The organism is Subdoligranulum variabile, assembly GCF_025152575.1.
Lineage (GTDB): Bacteria > Bacillota > Clostridia > Oscillospirales > Ruminococcaceae > Gemmiger > Gemmiger variabilis.
Genome location: NZ_CP102293.1, coordinates 900,055 through 918,285 on the forward strand (window position 1 = coordinate 900,055; position 18,231 = coordinate 918,285).

General features: G+C 51.4%; 17 protein-coding genes. 12 read left to right on the forward strand and 5 right to left on the reverse strand.

Features of this window, described 5'->3' with window-relative positions; translation table 11 throughout:
• Positions 1 to 70: 70 nt before the first annotated feature.
• Together NQ490_RS04565 and NQ490_RS04570 are read right to left on the reverse strand one after the other, a co-directional pair.
• Complete coding sequence (locus NQ490_RS04565) at positions 71 to 1,549, reverse strand: response regulator transcription factor (RefSeq protein ID WP_007047688.1); 1,479 nt, start codon at positions 1,547 to 1,549, stop codon at positions 71 to 73.
• Positions 1,527 to 3,383 (reverse strand): sensor histidine kinase, encoded by a 1,857-nt coding sequence (locus NQ490_RS04570; RefSeq protein ID WP_050764706.1) that lies wholly within the window; start codon positions 3,381 to 3,383, stop codon positions 1,527 to 1,529. The genes NQ490_RS04565 and NQ490_RS04570 overlap by 23 nt, the downstream gene beginning before the upstream one ends.
• A 673-nt stretch (positions 3,384 to 4,056) precedes the next feature.
• Here NQ490_RS04570 and NQ490_RS04575 point away from each other — a divergent pair.
• From NQ490_RS04575 to NQ490_RS04595, 5 genes are all read left to right on the forward strand, one after another.
• Entirely contained in the window at positions 4,057 to 6,033 is a 1,977-nt protein-coding gene (locus tag NQ490_RS04575) for a metallophosphoesterase family protein (protein WP_007047691.1), read from the forward strand.
• A 3-nt stretch (positions 6,034 to 6,036) separates the two neighbouring features.
• Positions 6,037 to 6,378, forward strand: coding sequence for a hypothetical protein (locus tag NQ490_RS04580; protein WP_007047692.1), 342 nt, complete (start codon positions 6,037 to 6,039; stop codon positions 6,376 to 6,378).
• Between the two features lie 110 nt (positions 6,379 to 6,488).
• Complete coding sequence (locus tag NQ490_RS04585) at positions 6,489 to 8,528, forward strand: DEAD/DEAH box helicase (protein WP_040918245.1); 2,040 nt, start codon at positions 6,489 to 6,491, stop codon at positions 8,526 to 8,528.
• A complete protein-coding gene (locus NQ490_RS04590) occupies positions 8,525 to 9,175 on the forward strand; it encodes a hypothetical protein (protein WP_007047694.1) in 651 nt (216 codons plus the stop codon). The genes NQ490_RS04585 and NQ490_RS04590 overlap by 4 nt, the downstream gene beginning before the upstream one ends.
• A 99-nt stretch (positions 9,176 to 9,274) precedes the next feature.
• A complete protein-coding gene (locus NQ490_RS04595; RefSeq protein ID WP_007047695.1) occupies positions 9,275 to 10,780 on the forward strand; it encodes a recombinase family protein in 1,506 nt (501 codons plus the stop codon).
• Between the two features lie 319 nt (positions 10,781 to 11,099).
• Here the strand turns inward: NQ490_RS04595 and NQ490_RS04600 are convergent, their stop codons facing one another.
• From NQ490_RS04600 to NQ490_RS04610, 3 genes are all read right to left on the reverse strand, one after another.
• Positions 11,100 to 12,077, reverse strand: coding sequence for an oxidoreductase (locus NQ490_RS04600; RefSeq protein ID WP_007047697.1), 978 nt, complete (start codon positions 12,075 to 12,077; stop codon positions 11,100 to 11,102).
• Positions 12,078 to 12,107: 30 nt separating this feature from the next.
• Complete coding sequence (locus NQ490_RS04605; protein WP_040917837.1) at positions 12,108 to 13,481, reverse strand: MATE family efflux transporter; 1,374 nt, start codon at positions 13,479 to 13,481, stop codon at positions 12,108 to 12,110.
• A gap of 145 nt (positions 13,482 to 13,626) precedes the next feature.
• The gene (locus NQ490_RS04610) at positions 13,627 to 14,415 is read right to left on the reverse strand and encodes a MerR family DNA-binding transcriptional regulator (RefSeq protein WP_007047699.1); all 789 of its coding nucleotides are present in this window, start codon (positions 14,413 to 14,415) and stop codon (positions 13,627 to 13,629) included.
• Between the two features lie 133 nt (positions 14,416 to 14,548).
• Here NQ490_RS04610 and NQ490_RS04615 point away from each other — a divergent pair, with 133 nt between their 5' ends.
• The 7 genes from NQ490_RS04615 to NQ490_RS04645 all read left to right on the forward strand — a co-directional run bounded on the left by NQ490_RS04615 (position 14,549) and on the right by NQ490_RS04645 (position 18,109).
• Positions 14,549 to 14,824, forward strand: a complete 276-nt coding sequence (locus tag NQ490_RS04615) for a TIGR03905 family TSCPD domain-containing protein (RefSeq protein WP_040917838.1) — start codon at positions 14,549 to 14,551, stop codon at positions 14,822 to 14,824.
• Between the two features lie 174 nt (positions 14,825 to 14,998).
• Positions 14,999 to 15,241 (forward strand): prevent-host-death protein, encoded by a 243-nt coding sequence (locus NQ490_RS04620; protein WP_040917839.1) that lies wholly within the window; start codon positions 14,999 to 15,001, stop codon positions 15,239 to 15,241.
• Positions 15,242 to 15,445: 204 nt separating this feature from the next.
• The gene (locus NQ490_RS15395; RefSeq protein WP_007047702.1) at positions 15,446 to 15,616 is read left to right on the forward strand and encodes a hypothetical protein; all 171 of its coding nucleotides are present in this window, start codon (positions 15,446 to 15,448) and stop codon (positions 15,614 to 15,616) included.
• A 392-nt stretch (positions 15,617 to 16,008) separates the two neighbouring features.
• Positions 16,009 to 16,707 carry a hypothetical protein gene (locus NQ490_RS04630; protein ID WP_147644701.1) on the forward strand — a complete coding sequence of 233 codons (699 nt, stop codon included), beginning with the start codon at positions 16,009 to 16,011 and terminating at the stop codon, positions 16,705 to 16,707.
• Between the two features lie 15 nt (positions 16,708 to 16,722).
• Complete coding sequence (locus tag NQ490_RS04635) at positions 16,723 to 16,941, forward strand: hypothetical protein (protein ID WP_007047705.1); 219 nt, start codon at positions 16,723 to 16,725, stop codon at positions 16,939 to 16,941.
• A gap of 2 nt (positions 16,942 to 16,943) precedes the next feature.
• Complete coding sequence (locus NQ490_RS04640; protein WP_007047706.1) at positions 16,944 to 17,258, forward strand: thioredoxin family protein; 315 nt, start codon at positions 16,944 to 16,946, stop codon at positions 17,256 to 17,258.
• A complete protein-coding gene (locus NQ490_RS04645; RefSeq protein WP_007047707.1) occupies positions 17,258 to 18,109 on the forward strand; it encodes an NAD(P)/FAD-dependent oxidoreductase in 852 nt (283 codons plus the stop codon). The genes NQ490_RS04640 and NQ490_RS04645 overlap by 1 nt, the downstream gene beginning before the upstream one ends.
• The last annotated feature ends 122 nt before the right edge of the window (positions 18,110 to 18,231 follow it).

Sequence of the window (18,231 nt, forward strand, 5' to 3'; positions counted from 1 at the left end):
CGTTGTACTTATTATACAGGGGAGGAGACCCGCCATTCCATGAAAAGCCGTTTGACTTCTTGCGGATTTTTCAGGTATTTTGGCCCTGCACCCGGTAGTCTTTGGGAGAAATGCCCAAGTTTTTCTTGAAAATGTGGGTAAAGTGCTCAATGCTGTTGTAGCCGGCACGGTCGCTGACCTGATAAATCTTCAGGTCGGTGCTGCGCAAAAGGTCCTGGGCATAGCGCAGCCGCAGCCCGTTGAGGTAACTGATAAAGGTGCACCCGCACCGCTTGGCGAACTGGGTGCTGAAATACTTCTCGCTCAGGCCCACCTGGTCGGCCACCGTTTTCAGGGTCAGGTCGTGGTCGGCAAAATGGTCCTCCAGATACTGGCAGGCCCGCTGGATGGGGTCGCCGCTGTCGCCGCGGCGGGGCAGACGTTCCCGCTCCCTCCGCAGCAGGCTGCGCAGCCAGACGCCACGCTCCCAGGCGGTGGGCAGGGCTTGCAGTTCTGCCTGACAGCCCGCGATGCCCTCGGTGGAAAGCCCGCACCGCCGCTGCATGGCTGCCATCCGTGCCAGCAGCGCCAGAATCAGCCGGGTATGCGCCTCGCCATCCAGGGATTCCAGTGTGCGAAAAAAGACATCCTTGGCCGTCAGATACCCCGCGTCGGACCCGGTACACAAGGCTTCCACCAGCGGTTCGCAGAGGGATTCCCGCTGGCGGACCTCCTCAGCCAACGCGCCCTGGCCGCCCTGGGTACAGATAACCCCCGGCCCCTGCAGCACTGCCAGCTGCAGGATGTCGGCACAGAGAGCGCAGGCGTCATCCACAGCATTCTCGCTTACCATTTCGCTCACGGCGGCGGAAACGCTCAGGTTCATCATATCGCGCCAGACCGACTGGACCTGCCGCACCACCGAGAGCATTGTACCATGGTAGCGGGCCTTGTCCCGCACCTGCCACAACAGTTCGTACTGCCCCGGTCCTGCGGAGCGCACGGTGGCCCGGCCCGCCACGCGGGGAATCTGGCGCACCAGTTCCAGCATGGGTTTGTCCAGCCGATTTTTCAGGTCGCCGCCGAACCGGGCCGACAGCCCGGCCAGGCCGTCCACCGCAAACACCGCCACCCCGTAGTTGCCGGGGGCCAGGGCGCTGCCCCGGTCGGGGGCGGCCGCGGTGGTGCTGCCCGCAAACACCCCCTTGCGCAGGTCGGTGAGGGTCCGGGTCAGGCCGGGGGTGTCCAGGTCGCCCTTGAGCAGATAGTCGTGGGCGCCCAGGCGGAAGGCCTCCCGCACCAGCTCGTATTCGTCATAGCCGGAAAGCACCAGCGTCACCGGCAGGATGGACCCCGCCCGCAGCCGCCGGATCAGCCCCAGCCCGTCCAGCAGCGGCATCTTCATGTCGGTGATCAGCAGGTCCACCCTCTGGCGCTGCATCAGGTCCAGCGCCTGCAGGCCGTTGGTGCAGTCCCCCACCAGGGTGTAGCCCAGCGCCTCCCAGTCCACCATCGTGCGCAGGGCCGCCCGCAGCAGGGCGTCATCGTCAGCAATCAGTGTGCGGATCATGAGTTTCCTCCTCCTTTCGGGGCAGCGGGGCCACAGCCTCCCAGGGCAGGGCCAGCCGCACACAGGTACCCCGGCCCGGCGTGCTGTCGATCTGCAGTCCCGCCGCACCGCCGAAATGCAGCCGCAGCCGGGCCAGTACGTTCTGGATACCGATGCTGCTGCCCGACTGTTCCCGCGGCAGGGTGTCGTGCAGGATCGCCTTCACAGTGGCCGCGTCCATGCCGCAGCCGTTGTCGGTGACTTCCAGCACCAGCGCGTCTGCCTCCCGCGCGGCGCGGATGACGAGCTGCCCCAGTTCCTCCCCCAGGTCCGCAAACCCGTGGTTGAGGGCATTCTCCACGATGGGCTGCAGCGTCAACCGAGGCAGGCGGCAGGCCCGACATTCGTCGGCCACCTCGTAGCGGACTTCAAAGCCGTCGGCGTAGCGGATGCGCATGATGTACAGGTAACTGTCCAGCATCTCCAGCTCTTCCCGCACGGTGTAGAAGCTCGTGCTGCTGCGGAAGGAGCAGGACACGATACTCGCCAGCGCCTGGGCCATCCGCCGGATGCCGTCGTAGCCCGACATCTGGGCCATGAACCGGATGGAATTCAGGGTGTTCACGATAAAATGGGGGTTGATCTGGCTTTGCAGGGCCTGGATCTCGGCCTGGTGCTTGCGTTTCTGGGCCTCCTCGTTGATGGCCAGCATGTTTTTCAGACTCAGTACCATCTGGTTAAAGGAATCTGTCAGCCGCCGCAGCTCCTGGTGTCCGGCGGGCTGCAGCTGTACGTCGAGGTCGTTGTCGGCCACCCGGTCCATCGCGACGGCCAGGGCCTGCACCGGCATGACGATGGCATCGAGGAAATAGCGGGAAAACAGATAGAAAAGCAGCAGCAGCCCGAACACCACCCCCGCCAGCAGAGCGCCGGTGGCGGTGATGCGGTTGAGGATGCGGGCCTCGTCCACAAAAGTGACGATGCGCCAGCCGGTGTAGGGAACTTCCCGCACGATGAAGATGTAGTTGCGGGAGGAGCCGTCCTCCTCCAGAACGGCCCGCTGGTTGAAGGTGCCGTCGGGCAGCCCGGCGCCGTTTTCCCCGAACCAGGCAAGCACCGGCTCCCGGCCCATATCACCGAACAGCACGCCGCCGCTCTCGTTCAGCAGCACGGTGGTGCCCATGTCGGGACTGGTGCGGGCGCGCAGCAGCACCTCGCTCACCTGGGAGTTGGTAAAGTAGGCCACCACGTCGATGCTGCCGCTGCGGTCGGTGCTGTAATCGGGGGCCATCGCGGTCACCAGGACCAGCTGGCGGCCCTTCTGGGTGTTGGCGGTCAGGTCGGTCTTGCTCGTGTCGTAGCCGCCGATGGTCACCCGGTTGGGGGTCTCCAGCGCGGCGCGGTACCAGCCCTCGGCGCGCATCTCGTCGTCTGGCAGGGTGATGGCGTCTTTCACCGATACCGCCCCGCCGCCTTTCATGAAAAATCGCCCGGCCAGAATGTTCTGCGACGGCACCATCGCCGTGTTGAAGCTGCGCTCCAGCGCCTTGTTGGCCAGGTACTGCTGGCTACTCCCGGTGCTCTGGTAAACCTGGTTCACCACGTCGAGAAATTCGCCGTCGTTCACATAGACAAAGTGGGACAGCTGCAGCGAAGCCGACCGGATGTCGTTGTCCAGGGTGGTGGCCACCGTCTCCTGAAAGGCCGAGACGGTATCCACGGTGGAACTGCGCATGACCCGATACAGAATGATGGCTGCCGCCACCGATACCAGGATCAGCGGTACGACCACCAGCAGGGAAAATGTGCGGTAAAAAACTTTTTTCAGCGGATATCGGCTGGCACCCAGTTTCACAGCTCTCAGTCCTTCCTTTTTCTTGCACAACAGTATAACAGAGATATGGCTGCATGAAAAGAGCCCCTGCATCATGTCTTGCGGAGCAAAAACGACTGTTCCGCGTATGGTCGTTAAGTGCAAATTCATCCCGCAGCCCTCACCACAACACATGGCAGAGCACCTGACTGTTAATCAGGGTGTCCTCGGTTCAAGTCCGAGAGGGGCAGCCACCAAGCGATAGAACTTTCACGTTCTATCGCTTTTTTATTTTGTCTTATTCTAGATCCGTAAGATATAGTCTTAAAAATAGCATCAAGCGCCTGCCGAATGGCAGGCGCTTGATTGTTAATCAAAGATCTCCAGTCCTAATGTTCTAAATAATGTAACCACGCAAAGGATGCCTTCTAAAATTTCATCTAAAATTTCAAACGATATTTCGCCTTTATTATTGAAATCAACAACATTAGTTAGATATAATATATACGTATTTATATATGGATTGTATATAAAGCCTCATTGTATAGCTTCCTATGTTTCTCTTTTTAGCCTCCTTATCATATTATATTTATGATTTGTGTTTTTCGTTTTTCCCTGCAAGATTTTTATTCTCTATTTACATTGTCACCACTTACATTAAAACTGTTACAAAGCAACGGATGAAAAACTTCAAAAGGAAAAGAGGCCTCGGTGTATGTTTGATTTAGCTATTCTTCACCTTTCGGATTTGCATATCGGTGGAGAAGGGAAATCAATATCGAAACCGCTTAATTCTCTATTACTTGATATTAAAACTCAAGTTCAGTCCATTCCCGACAAGAAACTCGCCATTGTTGTCACTGGCGACACTATCAATATTGGCGACCATCGTGCTTTAGAAAATGCTAAAACATTTTTCAGAAAATTAAAAGATACGTTGGGAAATAGAATTTGTGGACTATACATTGTTCCCGGAAACCATGACAAGACAAGAACTACAGAGAATGAGTTCTTGATTGCCGCCTGCAGGAAATTATCCGATGAACAGCTCTCCCAAGAAAGTGTTAACAAAAAGGAGCATTTTGATCAAGCTTTTGAAAAAACCGTATGGCCAATTCTATATGATACATACAAAAAATCCGGATATGTTGATCTAATCCGCTACATTTATTCAGACCTTTTTAATGATATGAACTCTATTAGTAAGATTGCTGAAAACACTTATGGCGTTCACATTTTAGAGGTTGAAGATAAAAAGTATTGTTTTGTGATGCTTAATACTGCTTGGAGTTGTGCTGACGATCATGATACGCGTCAATTGATCCTTGGACAATTTCAGTTAGCTAATATCATCAAACAGTTTCATAACTTAACAGACGATACAAAAATTGATATAACTTTTGTATTAGGGCATCATCCGATCGAGTGCTTCAGCGGAAGTGAGCAAGACAAACTTTTTGCTCATATGATATCTTACACCGAAATGAATGCAAATATATATATGTGTGGACACACTCATGACAGAAACGTTATAAACTGGTCCAACAGTAGGCATGCTATACATACGCTTATGACTGGCTTTGGATGGCCCGAAAAGCCAAGTGATAGGGTGCATGACCACTACTACTCGCTTTACTTATTTGATTTAAGCTCAAATTCTGTTGAAATCTATGTTCGTAGAACAAACGATGGAAGCAGTTTTATTCCAGACCTTAGCATTTACACAGGCCAAATCCGTTCAGGATCTGAGGCCGGAGATAAATTAGTTCGCCCTCTACGATTTGAAGAAGGTCAAGGCGCAATTCTCTTGAGCACCGCTAATGGGCTAGACTCAAAAACTATATATGTTTCGAATAATTGGTTTGATCATTACAAAGAGTTCCAGTGTAGGTTAAATGAAATCTCATTTGGAATAGCTGAAAGCATGGACTCGTATAAAAGCGATTTATTTCAATCATTTCTCTCTGAACGAAATGATGTTGATTATGATGAGGACACACTAAATTTAGGAAAATTCTTCATTGATTATCTAAATAACCCGGATATTTATGCCACTTTAGATGCAGAAAAGCAAAAGAAGATATCAAGTCTACTTAGTAATAATGAAGAAAAAATATTTGATAATTTCCAAGCCTTTTTTCAAAAACTTTGCCAAGAATTCCATGAGTGCCTAGTCGATCATATAAAGCCTGGTCAAATCGTACGTTTTCATTTTAGATATTTATCCGATAGACAATCTTATAACTACTCAACACTATGTTCTTCTTTCTCCGACGATGAATCTTGTTCCGATAATCATTTATCATATGAACCAAGTGATATAAAGTACGGAGATCTTATCCTCGAAGCATTTCAATCAGAAAGTACCGGTTGTTTAATTTACACAAGTAATGAAGAAAAATGTCAAAAGAAGTTAAATAAAAAATGGAAGGACTTCATCACAGTTGTACCCAAGTTTGATAAAAACGTCTATGTAAAAAAAGTAAATCAACACACCAAAAAGCGCATGCCATTCATCACCTTTGGCGTAACAATAAATAGTTTCGATCATCAATGGCTACTACAATGCATGGATTTTTGTGGAATAGACAAGTATCTATCGCTTTGGATACAACGCTACTGCGAAGTTTTCAAATTAGATATTGATTCTTTTCTCAATTGGCTAAAAAAGCAAGACAAAATGGAGGCTTAACAAATGTCATTGTCACTTATTAAGGAGGTACCTCACCAAGATTCCAAATTTAAAATTTCATATTTTGTAGAAAATAGTATGGAAAATCAACCGCATGACGTTGTCGGCGTAAGAACCAACTTGGTGTATTCTCAAATAGCCCGTACAGGTAGGGTGCGCAACAAAACTGCGGAACGCGATTTATTAATTAAGGCGTTAGATAATTCAAGTATAAAGATAACCATTGAAGGTCGAACCATAAAGAAAGACCCCCTTTACGTTTTCATGCCCGCCAAAGATCTAAAGTTATGTTTTGGCAAGCGTGCGGATAAACTTCCCCGCTACGCCTTAATCAAAATAGATTAATTTTTCAGCTATGATATATCGCCACCTTGCACTGTACATGAAAAATTTGCCGTTACCCGTTATATGATTCCCAACTTAAGTAGCAGCCTGATTAAATGAGGGTTTTCTATATGAATAATAGTTCTTTCTTTTGCGACGATAGAATTCCAAATATTATACAACTATCTTCTTTTTGTGAGAAACTCGAATCATTATCCATTACTTTAAAAGCACCTATCTATTTGCTTAGCAAAGCATTGGGCAGCGACACCGCTTATTCTTATTCTCACGCAATAATTCTTCTCTTGCCCAAACATTACATCTTAGTTATTGATAGAAATACAGACTCCCAAAATTGTCATTCGAACGACTTTGAGGATTTCTTTGAAGATTTTATTGAAGATCTTGGATATTTATCTGAAAAATACGGATACCGTCAATGGCTTGGGCGTCCACGAGAGTGGAAAGGATACATTCATAAATGCTCTTTAAACGACATTAGCAACAATCTTGAAAACCTTATTTCTCAGGAGCAAGTACCCTTTATCGCAGAACGACGCGTCGAGCTTCTTATTTCTCTGCTCATCGGTAGCATTAATGATCCCGAAAAGGTTGGCGTTGAAACACCAAACACAATTCTTGATAAAGTCAAGAAAAAAATCGTTTTATTTGACGGTATGCAAAGTCGTTTTATATATGGCAAAGTATCAAAAAAACGTGTGACAATTCAGGGATTAGCTGGCACAGGAAAAACAGAACTCTTGCTGCATAAACTTCAAAAGCTATATACCAAAAAAACAAATAGCAAAATTGCGTTTACTTGCTATAATAAAGTTCTTGCAAACGATATGCGAAACCGAATTCCCCAGTTTTTTGATTTCATGCGAGTTGAAAAACAGATTGAGTGGAATAAGCGCCTTTGGGTTTGCAGAAGTTGGGGGTCTGCTTCCGATTGTAACTCTGGCCTTTACAGCTTTATATGTAGTTACTATAATCTTCCTTTTCATCGCTATAATGAGTTCACATCTTTTGATGCTGTTTGTCGAGAGGCCTTAGAAAGACTACAGCAAATTCCCAATTTTGAACCTTGTTTTGATTATATTCTAGTAGACGAAAGCCAAGATTTTTCAAGCGCCTTTTTTGACCTTTGTGAATATGTCGTAAAATTTCAAGTATATTTAGCTGGAGATATATTTCAAAACATTTTTGATTCCGACTTTGGCAACAGTGTAAATTGTGACTATCTGCTAAACAAATGCTACAGAACCAACCCACACACCCTTATGTTTGCCCACGCCGTTGGCATGGGCCTGTATGAAAAGCCTGTTATTAGGTGGCTTGATGACGACGAATGGGAGGCCTGTGGTTACCAACTGCAGAGAACTCCTCCCACCGTTTCTCTTTCCCGTAGTCCGGTCCACAGATTTGGGGATACCGCAGAAGATAGTGCTGATAGTGTAGAAGTTATTGGCTGCACCAGAGAAACAATGGTCGATCAAATTATTTCCACCATTGAGCGCATTTATGAACAAAATCCATCTGTGGAAGCAGATGACATTGCAGTTATTTTCACTTCTAATAATAAGCAAATCTTTTCAATGGCAGACACGCTTGCCATCGAACTGGAGCGGCATTTTTCCATCGATGTCACACAAGGCCATGTAACAAAAAACAGAGAAAAAGGCAAATTATATATTAGCAACATTAACAACGTTAAAGGTTTGGAATTTCCTTTTGTAATTTGTGTGCACGTTGGCCGAGTGAAAACAAGCATTTCTTCTAGGAATTCAATATATATGGCTCTAACGCGATCTTTCCTAACGTCTTACTTCATCGTAGATTCTTCGCTTAACGAATCTTTTCTTCACACATATGAAAACGCAGCAAAGGGCATCATTGAATCCGATTCAATTGTTGTTACAGAGCCTACCGCAGAAGAAAAAGCAATGTTGGAAGAGAACATTAGAATCGCAACAACGGGCAAAAAGAAATCGCTAGAAGACTTAATTAACGAGACATGCCTGTCCAGTCCTTTTGCGCCAAATATCACACCATTGTTACGCGATAAAATCAACAAAATCGTACCCAATTTAATTGATGATGAAACAGAAGAAGAAATCATCACAAGCACAAATAAAGCAATCCAAATGCTTATGGAGAAGTACACATGAAATCGTACAAGATTTCACTGAGAGAGAAAGAACTAAATTCCATTCGGAACAATTCCAGTGCTGTAAAATTAATATTTTCCGTTTGCTCTCATATTGCAAACCTTTCAATAGCCGACCTCTATTTTGATATCCCAACCAATCCTCTTCCGTATGTTGTTTTATATATTTCTGACAGCATGAATAGATTGATCTGGGAAAATGAAAACCGTCAATTACACTCAATACACTTTCCTTTTTTCGTATCAGACAATGGTTCTTTTCTAAAGTTGCATTATCATGGTATTGAAATCGATAGTCAAGCTATTCAAGCGTTAACGCGTTTGTTTATCTCAGAAGATCTTCAGGTTTCGTTCGATGGTTTATTTGAAGAATTTTTAGAGACAACTAAAGAGTTTGACCTTTCTTCATTACGACAGCAAGAAATCTGGGTTTTATATCAATATTTATGCTCTTTTGAGATTGGTTACTTAAGATATGATTATGACCCAGAGCATGAAGATGGGCAACGACATCCACTACATCATTTAGACATTAATTTTTCAAATGCATGCACTTATAAGATAGGATTAACTTCAAATATGGAAGTCGATACTTTTGTAGATCTATTAAACCTCGAAACAGATTGTAAATATATTTCTCTTAATTAGTATTGGTATTATTAGTTTTATAATTGTATGAGTCTACTTCGTGTTTGCTGCCTATACCGAGTTTCTACAACGGCTCAAGCCGATCATAATGATATCCCCATGCAGCGAGAGGCGTGTCAGGAATATGCGCGTGAGCACGGGTTGTGGATCATCAAAGAATACCAGGAGCGCGGCATTTCGGCGTTCAAGACCCCAGCCGAAGATCGAGACGCCCTGCAGAAGCTGCGCGAGGACGCACTCGAGAAGCGTTTCGATATCCTGCTCGTCTTTATGTTCGATAGGATCGGGCGTCGGAGTGATGAAACGCCTTTCGTTGTCGAATGGTTTATCAAGCACGGCATCCGCGTTATCAGTGTCAAAGAGGGCGAACAAATTCTGGACAGTCATGCAGACCGGCTGCTCAATTACATTCGCTACTGGCAAGGTGAAGGCGAATCCAAAAACACCTCCCTGCGCATCCAGACACGGCTTCGTCAGATGCACCAGGAAGGCTATTATACCGGTGGACCTGTTGCTTATGGATATCGCCTGGCCTACACCGGACGCCGAAACAAAAAGGGACAGCCTGTTCAGGATCTTCTGGTTTGCGACGAAGAAGCCGCCATTGTCAAAGAGATTTTTGCCCGGACTGTTTCTGAACAAATCGGTACCACCGCTCTTGCCAACGATCTGAACCAGCGAGGGCTGCGCACACGGGCAGGTGCCAAATTCCAATGTCGGACAATTAAGAGCATCCTGCAGAACCGCGCTTACCTTGGATACATAATAAAGCGGGACGTCGCCTCACCACATATTCCGATTTTGCAGATCATTGATGATGCCACTTTTGAAAAGGCAGACCAAATTCTTGCCAAGCGTTCTGTGGCTACAGTTCAACGGCGCTCGATACCAAGAAAGGGAAAGTCGGCACTCCTTTCCGGCATTCTCTTTTGCGGCACCTGTGACCATCGTCTTTCCACCAGCCGTCCGGCAGAAAACTCCCGGCGAAACAAAACTCAGTATGTCTGTCCTATCTGTCGGAAAACTCAGCTTACTGAGCGTGGACAATCCACCTATACAGCCGAAACCGTAGATTCTATGGTTCTGCGGCAGACCTCTACCCTGCTGGATCTGTTTACCGCACATTCAGAAGATTCTTTACGGAAAACCTTGGAGAAGAAGCGCAAAGTAGTAAGGCAGCGTTTACAGGAAGAAAAGGACCGCCTGGAATCGGCAAAGGCAGAACTCTCCAAGAGAGAAAACGAAGTGGTTCGCGTTCTGGATGGCAGAAGCAAATATACTGCCAAAGAACTGAGCGCTCTGATTCACGAACAGAATACAATTTGCAATCGCTTGTCCGGCTGGGTAGATCGGTTGAACGACCAAAATCAACATCTGCAATACATTTCTCGAAACCTGTCTTTCCTGTACGCCACTGTCCTGAGCTGGAAACGTATATTACCCACTGCCGCAGAAGAGGAACAGCGCGAAATCTTGCGGGAGCTCTACCAGCGGGTTGAGATCCAGCGAGGCTACGCTATAAACCTTAACCTCACATCAAACTATTCTTTCTTCCTGTCCTGCACCGGGAAAACCAAGAAGAGCGTCTGCAACGTTAAGCCGTAGGCGCTTTTCTCGCATTTACGTCATTTTTTGTTTTTCCGTTTGTCTTCACATCATTGGCAGGAAAAATCATTTTCAAGCAATTTATCATCATAATAACGATATATTTTTTACTTTTCGACAAAATCCGCTATTTTAGAGCACCTGACTGTTAATCAGGGTGTCCTCGGTTCAAGTCCGAGAGGGGCAGCCACCAAGCGATAGAACTTTCACGTTCTATCGCTTTTTTATTTTGTTTTGGGCCGGCAGGGCTTTTCCTAAATAAGCGGATCACAAAGAAAGGCGGCGAAGGAATCCTCCTTCGCCGCCTCTGTTTTGGTGGTCAATCAGCCCAATGGGAATCCCGGAAGATGGCCCGGCCCACCCCGATCAGGTCGGCGCAGCCTTCCTCCAAAAGTGCCTGAGCCTGGGCCAGGGTGGTGACCCCACCGGTCAGAAGAACCGGGATCTGCACCGCCTGCCTGGCGGCCCGGGACATATCCTGGAAATACCCTGGCTCCTGATGGCCCGGACGGACAAAGCCATTCATGCCGCCGGTGAGATGGAGCAGGTCTGTGCCGCTTTCCGCCAGAATCCGGCAGGCCGCCGTGGAATCTTCCAGCGTGCTGCCACCCTCCTGGTAATCGCATCCACCCAGCCGGACCGCCACCGGGAAATCCTCTCCTGCCGCTCGGCGCACCGCCTGCAACACCTCCCGAAGAAAGCGGGTCCGGTTTTCCACCGACTGCGGGCCATAGGCGTCAGAACGATGATTGGCCAGGGGTGAATAGAACTGATTCAGAAGATAGCCGTGGGCAGCGTGAATCTCTACCCCGTCGAATCCGGCCTCTCTGGCCCGCCGGGCAGCCTCGCCAAAGGCCTGCGCCGTCTCCTGAATCTGCCGGACCGTCATTTCGGCTGGAATTTCTTTTTGCTGCTTGGGGTGACAGATGGCACTGGGGCCAACCGGGGTCTGTCCAGTCACCTGGGAGGAGGCAGCTGTGCCGGCATGACTCAGCTGGGCAAAGATTCTGACGCCTTCCTGATGCACGCAGTCAGTCAGACGCCGCCAGCCCGGGACGGTTTCCTCCTCTGCCAGAGAAGTCTGCCCGGGATGGGCTTTGCCCTGCTGGCTGACATAGCTGTGCTCGGTGATGATGAGGCCAATTTTGCTGTACCGGGCCCGTTCCTGGTAATAGGCGCAGACCGCATCCGTGACGCCCCCGGTTTCGTCGGCTTTGGCGGTGGCCATGGGCGGCATCACCAGGCGGTTTTTCAAGACCAGATCATGGATGGCAATGGGTTCAAACAGACGTGACATAGAGAAATCCTTTCTTTGGGAATGGTCGCGTTACGGATGAGCGGGCCGGGGATCCAGCTTTCTCAGTTCCAGGAACCCCAGGGTCAAAGCCAGCACAAAGGCACAGGCATCTCCTACAGGGCCAGCCCACAGAGCGCCCTCCACCCCCAGGAAACGGGGCAAGATCACCAGTGCCGGCAGCAAAAACAACACCTGACGGGACAGCGATACCAGGGTAGCTTGCACCGGCTTGCCGATGGCCTGGAAAAAGACACCGGTGCACAGCTGGAATCCATTCAGAGCGATCAGCAGGAGGAAAATTTTCAGACTTTTCACGGCAAATTCCCGATAAAGTTCTGATTCCGACCCGAAGATGCTGATAATGGTCTCCGGGAACAGCTGGAAAATGGCCGTGCCTAGCGCCATCACCGCTGTAGAGCAGCCCACGGCCAGAAAATAGGTTTTTCTGGCCCGGGCCATCTTCCCGGCCCCGTAATTGTAACCGATGATGGGTTGGGAACCCACGGCAATGCCGATGACAATACCGGTGATGATCTGGTTGATCTTCATGGTAATGCCGAGGGTGGTCATGGGGATTTCCGAACCGTACCGGGAATCAGCACCGTATTTGACCAGCACATTGTTCATCACTGCAATGACAATGGTGGCGGCCAGCTGCAGGAAGAAGCTGGAAACGCCCAGACTGCACAGTTTCAGGCAGAGCTTTCCTTGTGGAATCAAGCATTTCCGGGTAAGGCGGATAGACCGGAACCTGCGCAAATAGACCACCGTCAGAATACTGGATACGATCTGGCCCAGCACCGTTGCGATGGCCGCGCCGGTCACCCCCATATGAAAGGCAAAGATAAAGATCGGGTCCAGAATGGTATTCAGAATGGCTCCGCTGAGGGTGGCCATCATGGCATAGACCGGGCTGCCGTCCGCCCGTACCACCGAATTGAATCCCATGCTGAACATATAAAATGGGAACCCCAGCACGATGACGGACCCGTACTCCAGCGCATAGGGCAGAATGGTCTCGGTGGCGCCGAAGAGGACACACAGCGGCTGCAGCCATACGAAAGAACCCACCGTGAGGGCCACGCTCACGATTATGGTAAGAGTGAGGGCATTTCCCACTCCCTGCGCCGCATTTTTCAGTTCCTTCTGCCCGAGGCAAAGGCTGAAATAGGCGGTGGCACCGTCCCCGATCATCAACCCCAGTGCCAGTGCTATGACGGTAATGGGCAAAATGACGTTGGTGGCACCATTGCCCAGATACCCCACCCCACGACCGATAAAAATTTGATCCACGATATTATACAGAGTACTGACCACCATGGAAATGATGCTGGGGATTGCGAAAGTCCGCAGCAACCGTCCAATGGGAGCAGAGCCCAGCGATTGGCGCTCCGTCTTTTCCATCTTGTTCTCCTTTTCTGTTTCATGATAGCAGGCGATTTTTCCACACCAAACTATAAACTTTCCCATTATGGGAAAGTCAAGAGGAGATTTGAAAAAGCGCAAAAAAATCGCCGCAGGAAAGATTCCTGCGGTGACTTTTTCGGATTCAGAGCGGTTCTTGCAGCTCCAGATGCAACCCCTTTGGGTCAAAATGCGCGGTGGTCAGATTGGTGATGATCAGACAGCGGGCATCCGGGCGCTGAGAGAAGTAGTTGCTGATCAGCTGCTCGGTATCCGCCAACTCGCCTGCCGGCTTCTGCCGGCACAGGAAGGTCCCTTCCGGCAGGATATCCAGCCGGGGGATCTCTTCCTTTTGCCGGAGGACTTCCAGAAAAATATCGGTTTCTATTTTTTCGCCTTTCTTCTCGGCAATCAAACCGATGGGAAAGGTGAAAGCCGGCAGCAGCCCCAGAGACTGCCCATGGAAAAAAATCCGGGCAGATCCCTGTTTGAACCCCAGCTCTCCGCCCGACGGGTCAAAGGGCTCCCGCAGGATCAGGCGCCGGTCCAGCTGCCGTTGATACGTTCCAACCTGTCCCCGGCTTTTTTCCCCCTCTTCCACCCGGCGAAGGGCATCCTCCATCTGGGCCAGGATTTCCTGCAGCCGATGCATCTTTTCCAACGCCTTTTGCTGCCCGTCCTGCAGCAAATGCCGGATATCCAGCGTTTGATCGGCATTCCGGTACTGCTGTGCCTCTTTCAGCGGGATGTCCAGTTCCAGACACATCAGGATCATATCCATCTCGATCAACTGTTCCAGCGCATAATACCGGTACCCGGTGGACGGATCGGTCCAGGCCGGCATCAGCGCCCCGATCCGCTCGTAATACCGCAGCGACTTCTGGTTGACATTGTGAAGCTTGGCAAATTCGCCGATGGTAAGATACTCCTGCATCTGTATTCCTCCCGGTCATCCCCTTGACCTTCCCATAATGGGAAGGTGTATAGTTCCTAGTATACAGCAACCCCGGAAGGATTGCCAGTCCTTGACGCACATGCAAGATCATAAAAGAAAGGAACTCAGAACCATGGTATATCAAACAAACGGAACCTGCTCCAAAGAGATCCGGCTGGATGTTGAAAATGGCATCATCCGCTCGGTGGAATTTGTATTGGGATGCCCCGGCTTTACCCAGGCACTGAGCCGGGTTCTGGTGGGAATGCGGGTGGAGGACGCCATCGCCCGGCTGGACGGCATCCGATGTCTGGATAAGGGCACCTCCTGTCCGGATCAGCTGGCCCAGGCGCTCAAAGAGTACCGGAATCAAACGGCCGGAGCACAAACTGTTCCAACCGGATTCTGATACCCGGAGTCCAAGGAATCCTCCTGTCGACGTATTTTTGCACAGCGTTGATTTTTCGCCCCGGTCAATACGGCAGAGCCCCCAAGGGGAATATCCACCTTGGCAGGGGGCCTCTCTTTTCAGGTCGTTTTTCTCCTCCCATGCATGTATACTGGTAAAAAGGAGGTGTCCGAAGTGGCGATCAACACGGACAATCGCGTGTCCATCACCGAAGCCGATCAGGATTTTTCCCGCGTTGCACGGATGGTGGATGAGAATGGAACTGTCCTCATTCTGAAAGACAACACACCGCGGTACGTTCTTATGGTGTTCAGTCAGTTTGAACCCGAACAGCAGACCGCTGACGAAGATGTCCTGGCGGTTTCCAGACGTCTCATGGCAAAAAACAAAGAAGCCTATGAGGTGTTAGCCAAATGAAACGTATAACGAAACCGCAGGTTCTTCTGCTTCACGAGCAACTGCTGCAAGAATTCGGCGGCACCGCCGGCATCCGAGACGAAGGTTTGCTGGATTCCGCGCTGTCCGCCCCCCTTTCAGACGTTTGGCGGGCAAAGTCTGTACCCTTCCCTGCAGGCCAAAGCAGCACGATTGGGGTTTGGCCTTGTCTGCAACCATCCTTTCATGGACGGCAACAAACGGATCGGCGCCCATATCATGTTGGTTTTTCTTGCCCTCAACGGAATGGAACTGTCCTACACACAGCAGGAACTCAGTAATATCATCTATGCGGTGGCAGCCGGTCAGGCAAGTGCTGCCGATTTTCTACAGTGGCCTATTCATCACCAGAATTGAAACCGGGAGCTTGCATTGCAGGCTCCTTTTTTCTTGCAGATCCTTGCTCTGCGCAACGGCTCGGTCGCATCCCTTACTGGCGCCAATCGGCAGGTTGAATACCGGTTCCGCCTCCCCCGTCGGATGCAAAGACTCCACGGGGCCATGTTGTACCTGTGCCGCCTCCTCTTCACGAAGGTATTTTTTCCGCTGAATGGGGCCTTTCTCCCATTCGGCTCCCGACTTTTGCATGAAAAGTCATACCGGTGATCAGGCGGTTTCTCTGCATCCGAAAAAATACGACAGATTCGACCGGAATCCCGGCAGATTCCGCCCATTTCATTGTGGCCTCCCTGGAAATTTCGTATACTGTGTTAATAAATATAAGGTAATATAGACGGGAGGCAAACATCTTGCGATCCAAAGTACTCTCGATGTTCCCCTTTGAACGGGTGGACATCACCCCTTACCGGCGTCACGTGACGCTGGACGAGGCCAAACTGCAGAAAGAGATGGACCGGGTGGTTTATCCCTACATCACCTGGGAGGACGGGGAGGAAGCTGCCGCCGGGGACGTGGTAAGCTGCCGGATGGAATCCGACGATCCTCGTTTCCAGCGGGAGAACGCTCAGATTACAGTGGGCGCAGGTCTGCTGAACAAGGTGGAAGAGCAAAAGCTGGTGGGGGCCCGGGCAGGCACTGTACAGGCCCTTTCCTGCCGGGGCAGCGAAGTGACCGTGACGGTGCTGAACATCCGCAAGCGGCGGATGCCGCCCCTGGAGGACCGGATGGTGGAAGCCCTGGGCCTGGAGGGTGTGCACACGGTGGAACAGTACCTGGCCTACCTGGTGAAGCAGGCGGTGGACGAGCAGTTCGCCCACGACAGCTACGAGGTCATCCAGGCGGTGCTGCAGGAGGTCCGCCGGCGCAGCGAGGTGCTCATCGACGAGGCGGACTGGCAACAGACGGTGGACTGGGACCTGAACCGGCTGGCAGCAATTTCCCGGCTGGATGGGATGGACCTGAAAACCATGACCGCCCAGGACTTTGAGGGACGCATCCCCGTGAAGAGCTACTATGAGCTGGTGGCAATGCTCCAGCGCGATGCCTAGCAGAATACCTGGCAGATGCTTCTGGGGCGCCGGCTGGCCGAGACGGACGGCTTCGCGGTGACGCGGGAGGGCTACGAAGCCTTCCTGAAGGAATCCGCCGAGGCCTGGCACTACACCGCCGAGGACTATCGCCCCGCCTACTCCTATGAATACTACGAAGCCATCCAGTACCGCGTCCACTACTACGACGCCGTATCGGACTACATCCGCAACCATCTTTATCAGGAGGACTAATCATGGCCATTCAGTATGCAACCGCCGAAACCTTTGATTCCCTGGTCGCCCAGGACTTTGTGATCGTGGACTTTTTCTCGGACCACTGCGGCCCCTGCAAGGTCTTCAGCAAGGTGCTGGAGGACACCGCCGCCGAGCTTCCCTTTGTGAACATCGTCAAGGTGAACACCACCGCCGAGCCCAGCCTGGGGGAGCGGTTTGAGATCCACGCCGTGCCCACCGTCCATTTCTATAAGGACGGCAAGTTTGTGGAGAGCCACCTGGGTGTGATCCCCGCCGACAAGCTGCGGGAGATGATCGCGGGGTATCTGTTCTGATGAAAGATTTACTGATCGTAGGCAGCGGCCCCGCAGGGATCTCGGCCGCTCTCACCGCCGCCGCCCGGGGGCTGGATTTTCTCTGGTTCGGCAGCCGGGCCCTGAGTCCCAAGATCGCCCAGGCACCCGAGATCGCCAACTATCCCGGGCTGTGCCGGGTGCAGGGCCGCGACTTCCAGAAAATCCTGCAGGACCAGATCGACGCCATGGGCCTTTCCCTCCGGGAGGAGCGCATCGATTTCCTCTACGCCATGGGATCCCATTTCACGGCCTGCGTCAACGAGACGATGTACGACGCCCGGGCCGTGATCCTGGCCGTGGGGGTCAGCACCGCCGGCGCCGTGCCAGGAGAGCTGGACTATATAGGCCAGGGGGTAAGCTACTGTGCCACCTGCGACGGGGCCCTCTACCGGGGCAAGACCATCGCCATCGTTTCCACCAACCCGGAATTTGAGGAGGAAGTGGAATTTCTGCTGAGGCTGGCCGGCAAGGCCTATGTGAGCCGCAGCTATCCCGCCCCCGACGTTCCCAACGCCGAAGGGATGGCGGACTTCCCCAAGGGGATCCGCCGGGAGAACGGCAAACTGCAGATTGCCTACGCCGACGGCGAACGGACGGTGGACGGCATCTTCTTTTTGAAGGATTCCGTCTCCCCCGCCGTGCTGATGCCGGGCCTGGCCATGGACGGAGCCCACATTGCCGTGAACCGGGATCTGGAGACCAACCTGCCCGGCTGCTTTGCCGCCGGGGACTGCACCGGCCGCCCCTACCAGTACGCCAAGGCGGTGGGGGAAGGCAACGTGGCGGTACACACTGCCCTGCGCTGGCTGAAGGAGAATCAATCCGTGTGAATCAACCGAAAACGCCGCCCGCCGGAATGACCACTGACGTTCCCTGCGCCCCGCGCACGGAAGGCGTTGGCAGGACCGCGCACCGTATCCCCGGGCGCGGTCCATCCCATAAGAGAGGATGA

What these genes read in the sequence shown, in the direction of transcription:
- NQ490_RS04595 (WP_007047695.1), top strand. Translation starts at nt 9,275, where the DNA reads ATGCAGCGAGAGGCGTGTCAGGAATATGCGCGTGAGCACGGGTTGTGG.
- NQ490_RS04585 (WP_040918245.1), top strand. Translation starts at nt 6,489, where the DNA reads ATGAATAATAGTTCTTTCTTTTGCGACGATAGAATTCCAAATATTATA.
- NQ490_RS15395 (WP_007047702.1), top strand. Translation starts at nt 15,446, where the DNA reads ATGGACGGCAACAAACGGATCGGCGCCCATATCATGTTGGTTTTTCTT.
- NQ490_RS04635 (WP_007047705.1), top strand. Translation starts at nt 16,723, where the DNA reads ATGCTTCTGGGGCGCCGGCTGGCCGAGACGGACGGCTTCGCGGTGACG.
- NQ490_RS04640 (WP_007047706.1), top strand. Translation starts at nt 16,944, where the DNA reads ATGGCCATTCAGTATGCAACCGCCGAAACCTTTGATTCCCTGGTCGCC.
- NQ490_RS04575 (WP_007047691.1), top strand. Translation starts at nt 4,057, where the DNA reads ATGTTTGATTTAGCTATTCTTCACCTTTCGGATTTGCATATCGGTGGA.
- NQ490_RS04605 (WP_040917837.1), bottom strand. Translation starts at nt 13,481, where the DNA reads ATGGAAAAGACGGAGCGCCAATCGCTGGGCTCTGCTCCCATTGGACGG.
- NQ490_RS04610 (WP_007047699.1), bottom strand. Translation starts at nt 14,415, where the DNA reads ATGCAGGAGTATCTTACCATCGGCGAATTTGCCAAGCTTCACAATGTC.
- NQ490_RS04590 (WP_007047694.1), top strand. Translation starts at nt 8,525, where the DNA reads ATGAAATCGTACAAGATTTCACTGAGAGAGAAAGAACTAAATTCCATT.
- NQ490_RS04645 (WP_007047707.1), top strand. Translation starts at nt 17,258, where the DNA reads ATGAAAGATTTACTGATCGTAGGCAGCGGCCCCGCAGGGATCTCGGCC.
- NQ490_RS04565 (WP_007047688.1), bottom strand. Translation starts at nt 1,549, where the DNA reads ATGATCCGCACACTGATTGCTGACGATGACGCCCTGCTGCGGGCGGCC.
- NQ490_RS04615 (WP_040917838.1), top strand. Translation starts at nt 14,549, where the DNA reads ATGGTATATCAAACAAACGGAACCTGCTCCAAAGAGATCCGGCTGGAT.
- NQ490_RS04600 (WP_007047697.1), bottom strand. Translation starts at nt 12,077, where the DNA reads ATGTCACGTCTGTTTGAACCCATTGCCATCCATGATCTGGTCTTGAAA.
- NQ490_RS04580 (WP_007047692.1), top strand. Translation starts at nt 6,037, where the DNA reads ATGTCATTGTCACTTATTAAGGAGGTACCTCACCAAGATTCCAAATTT.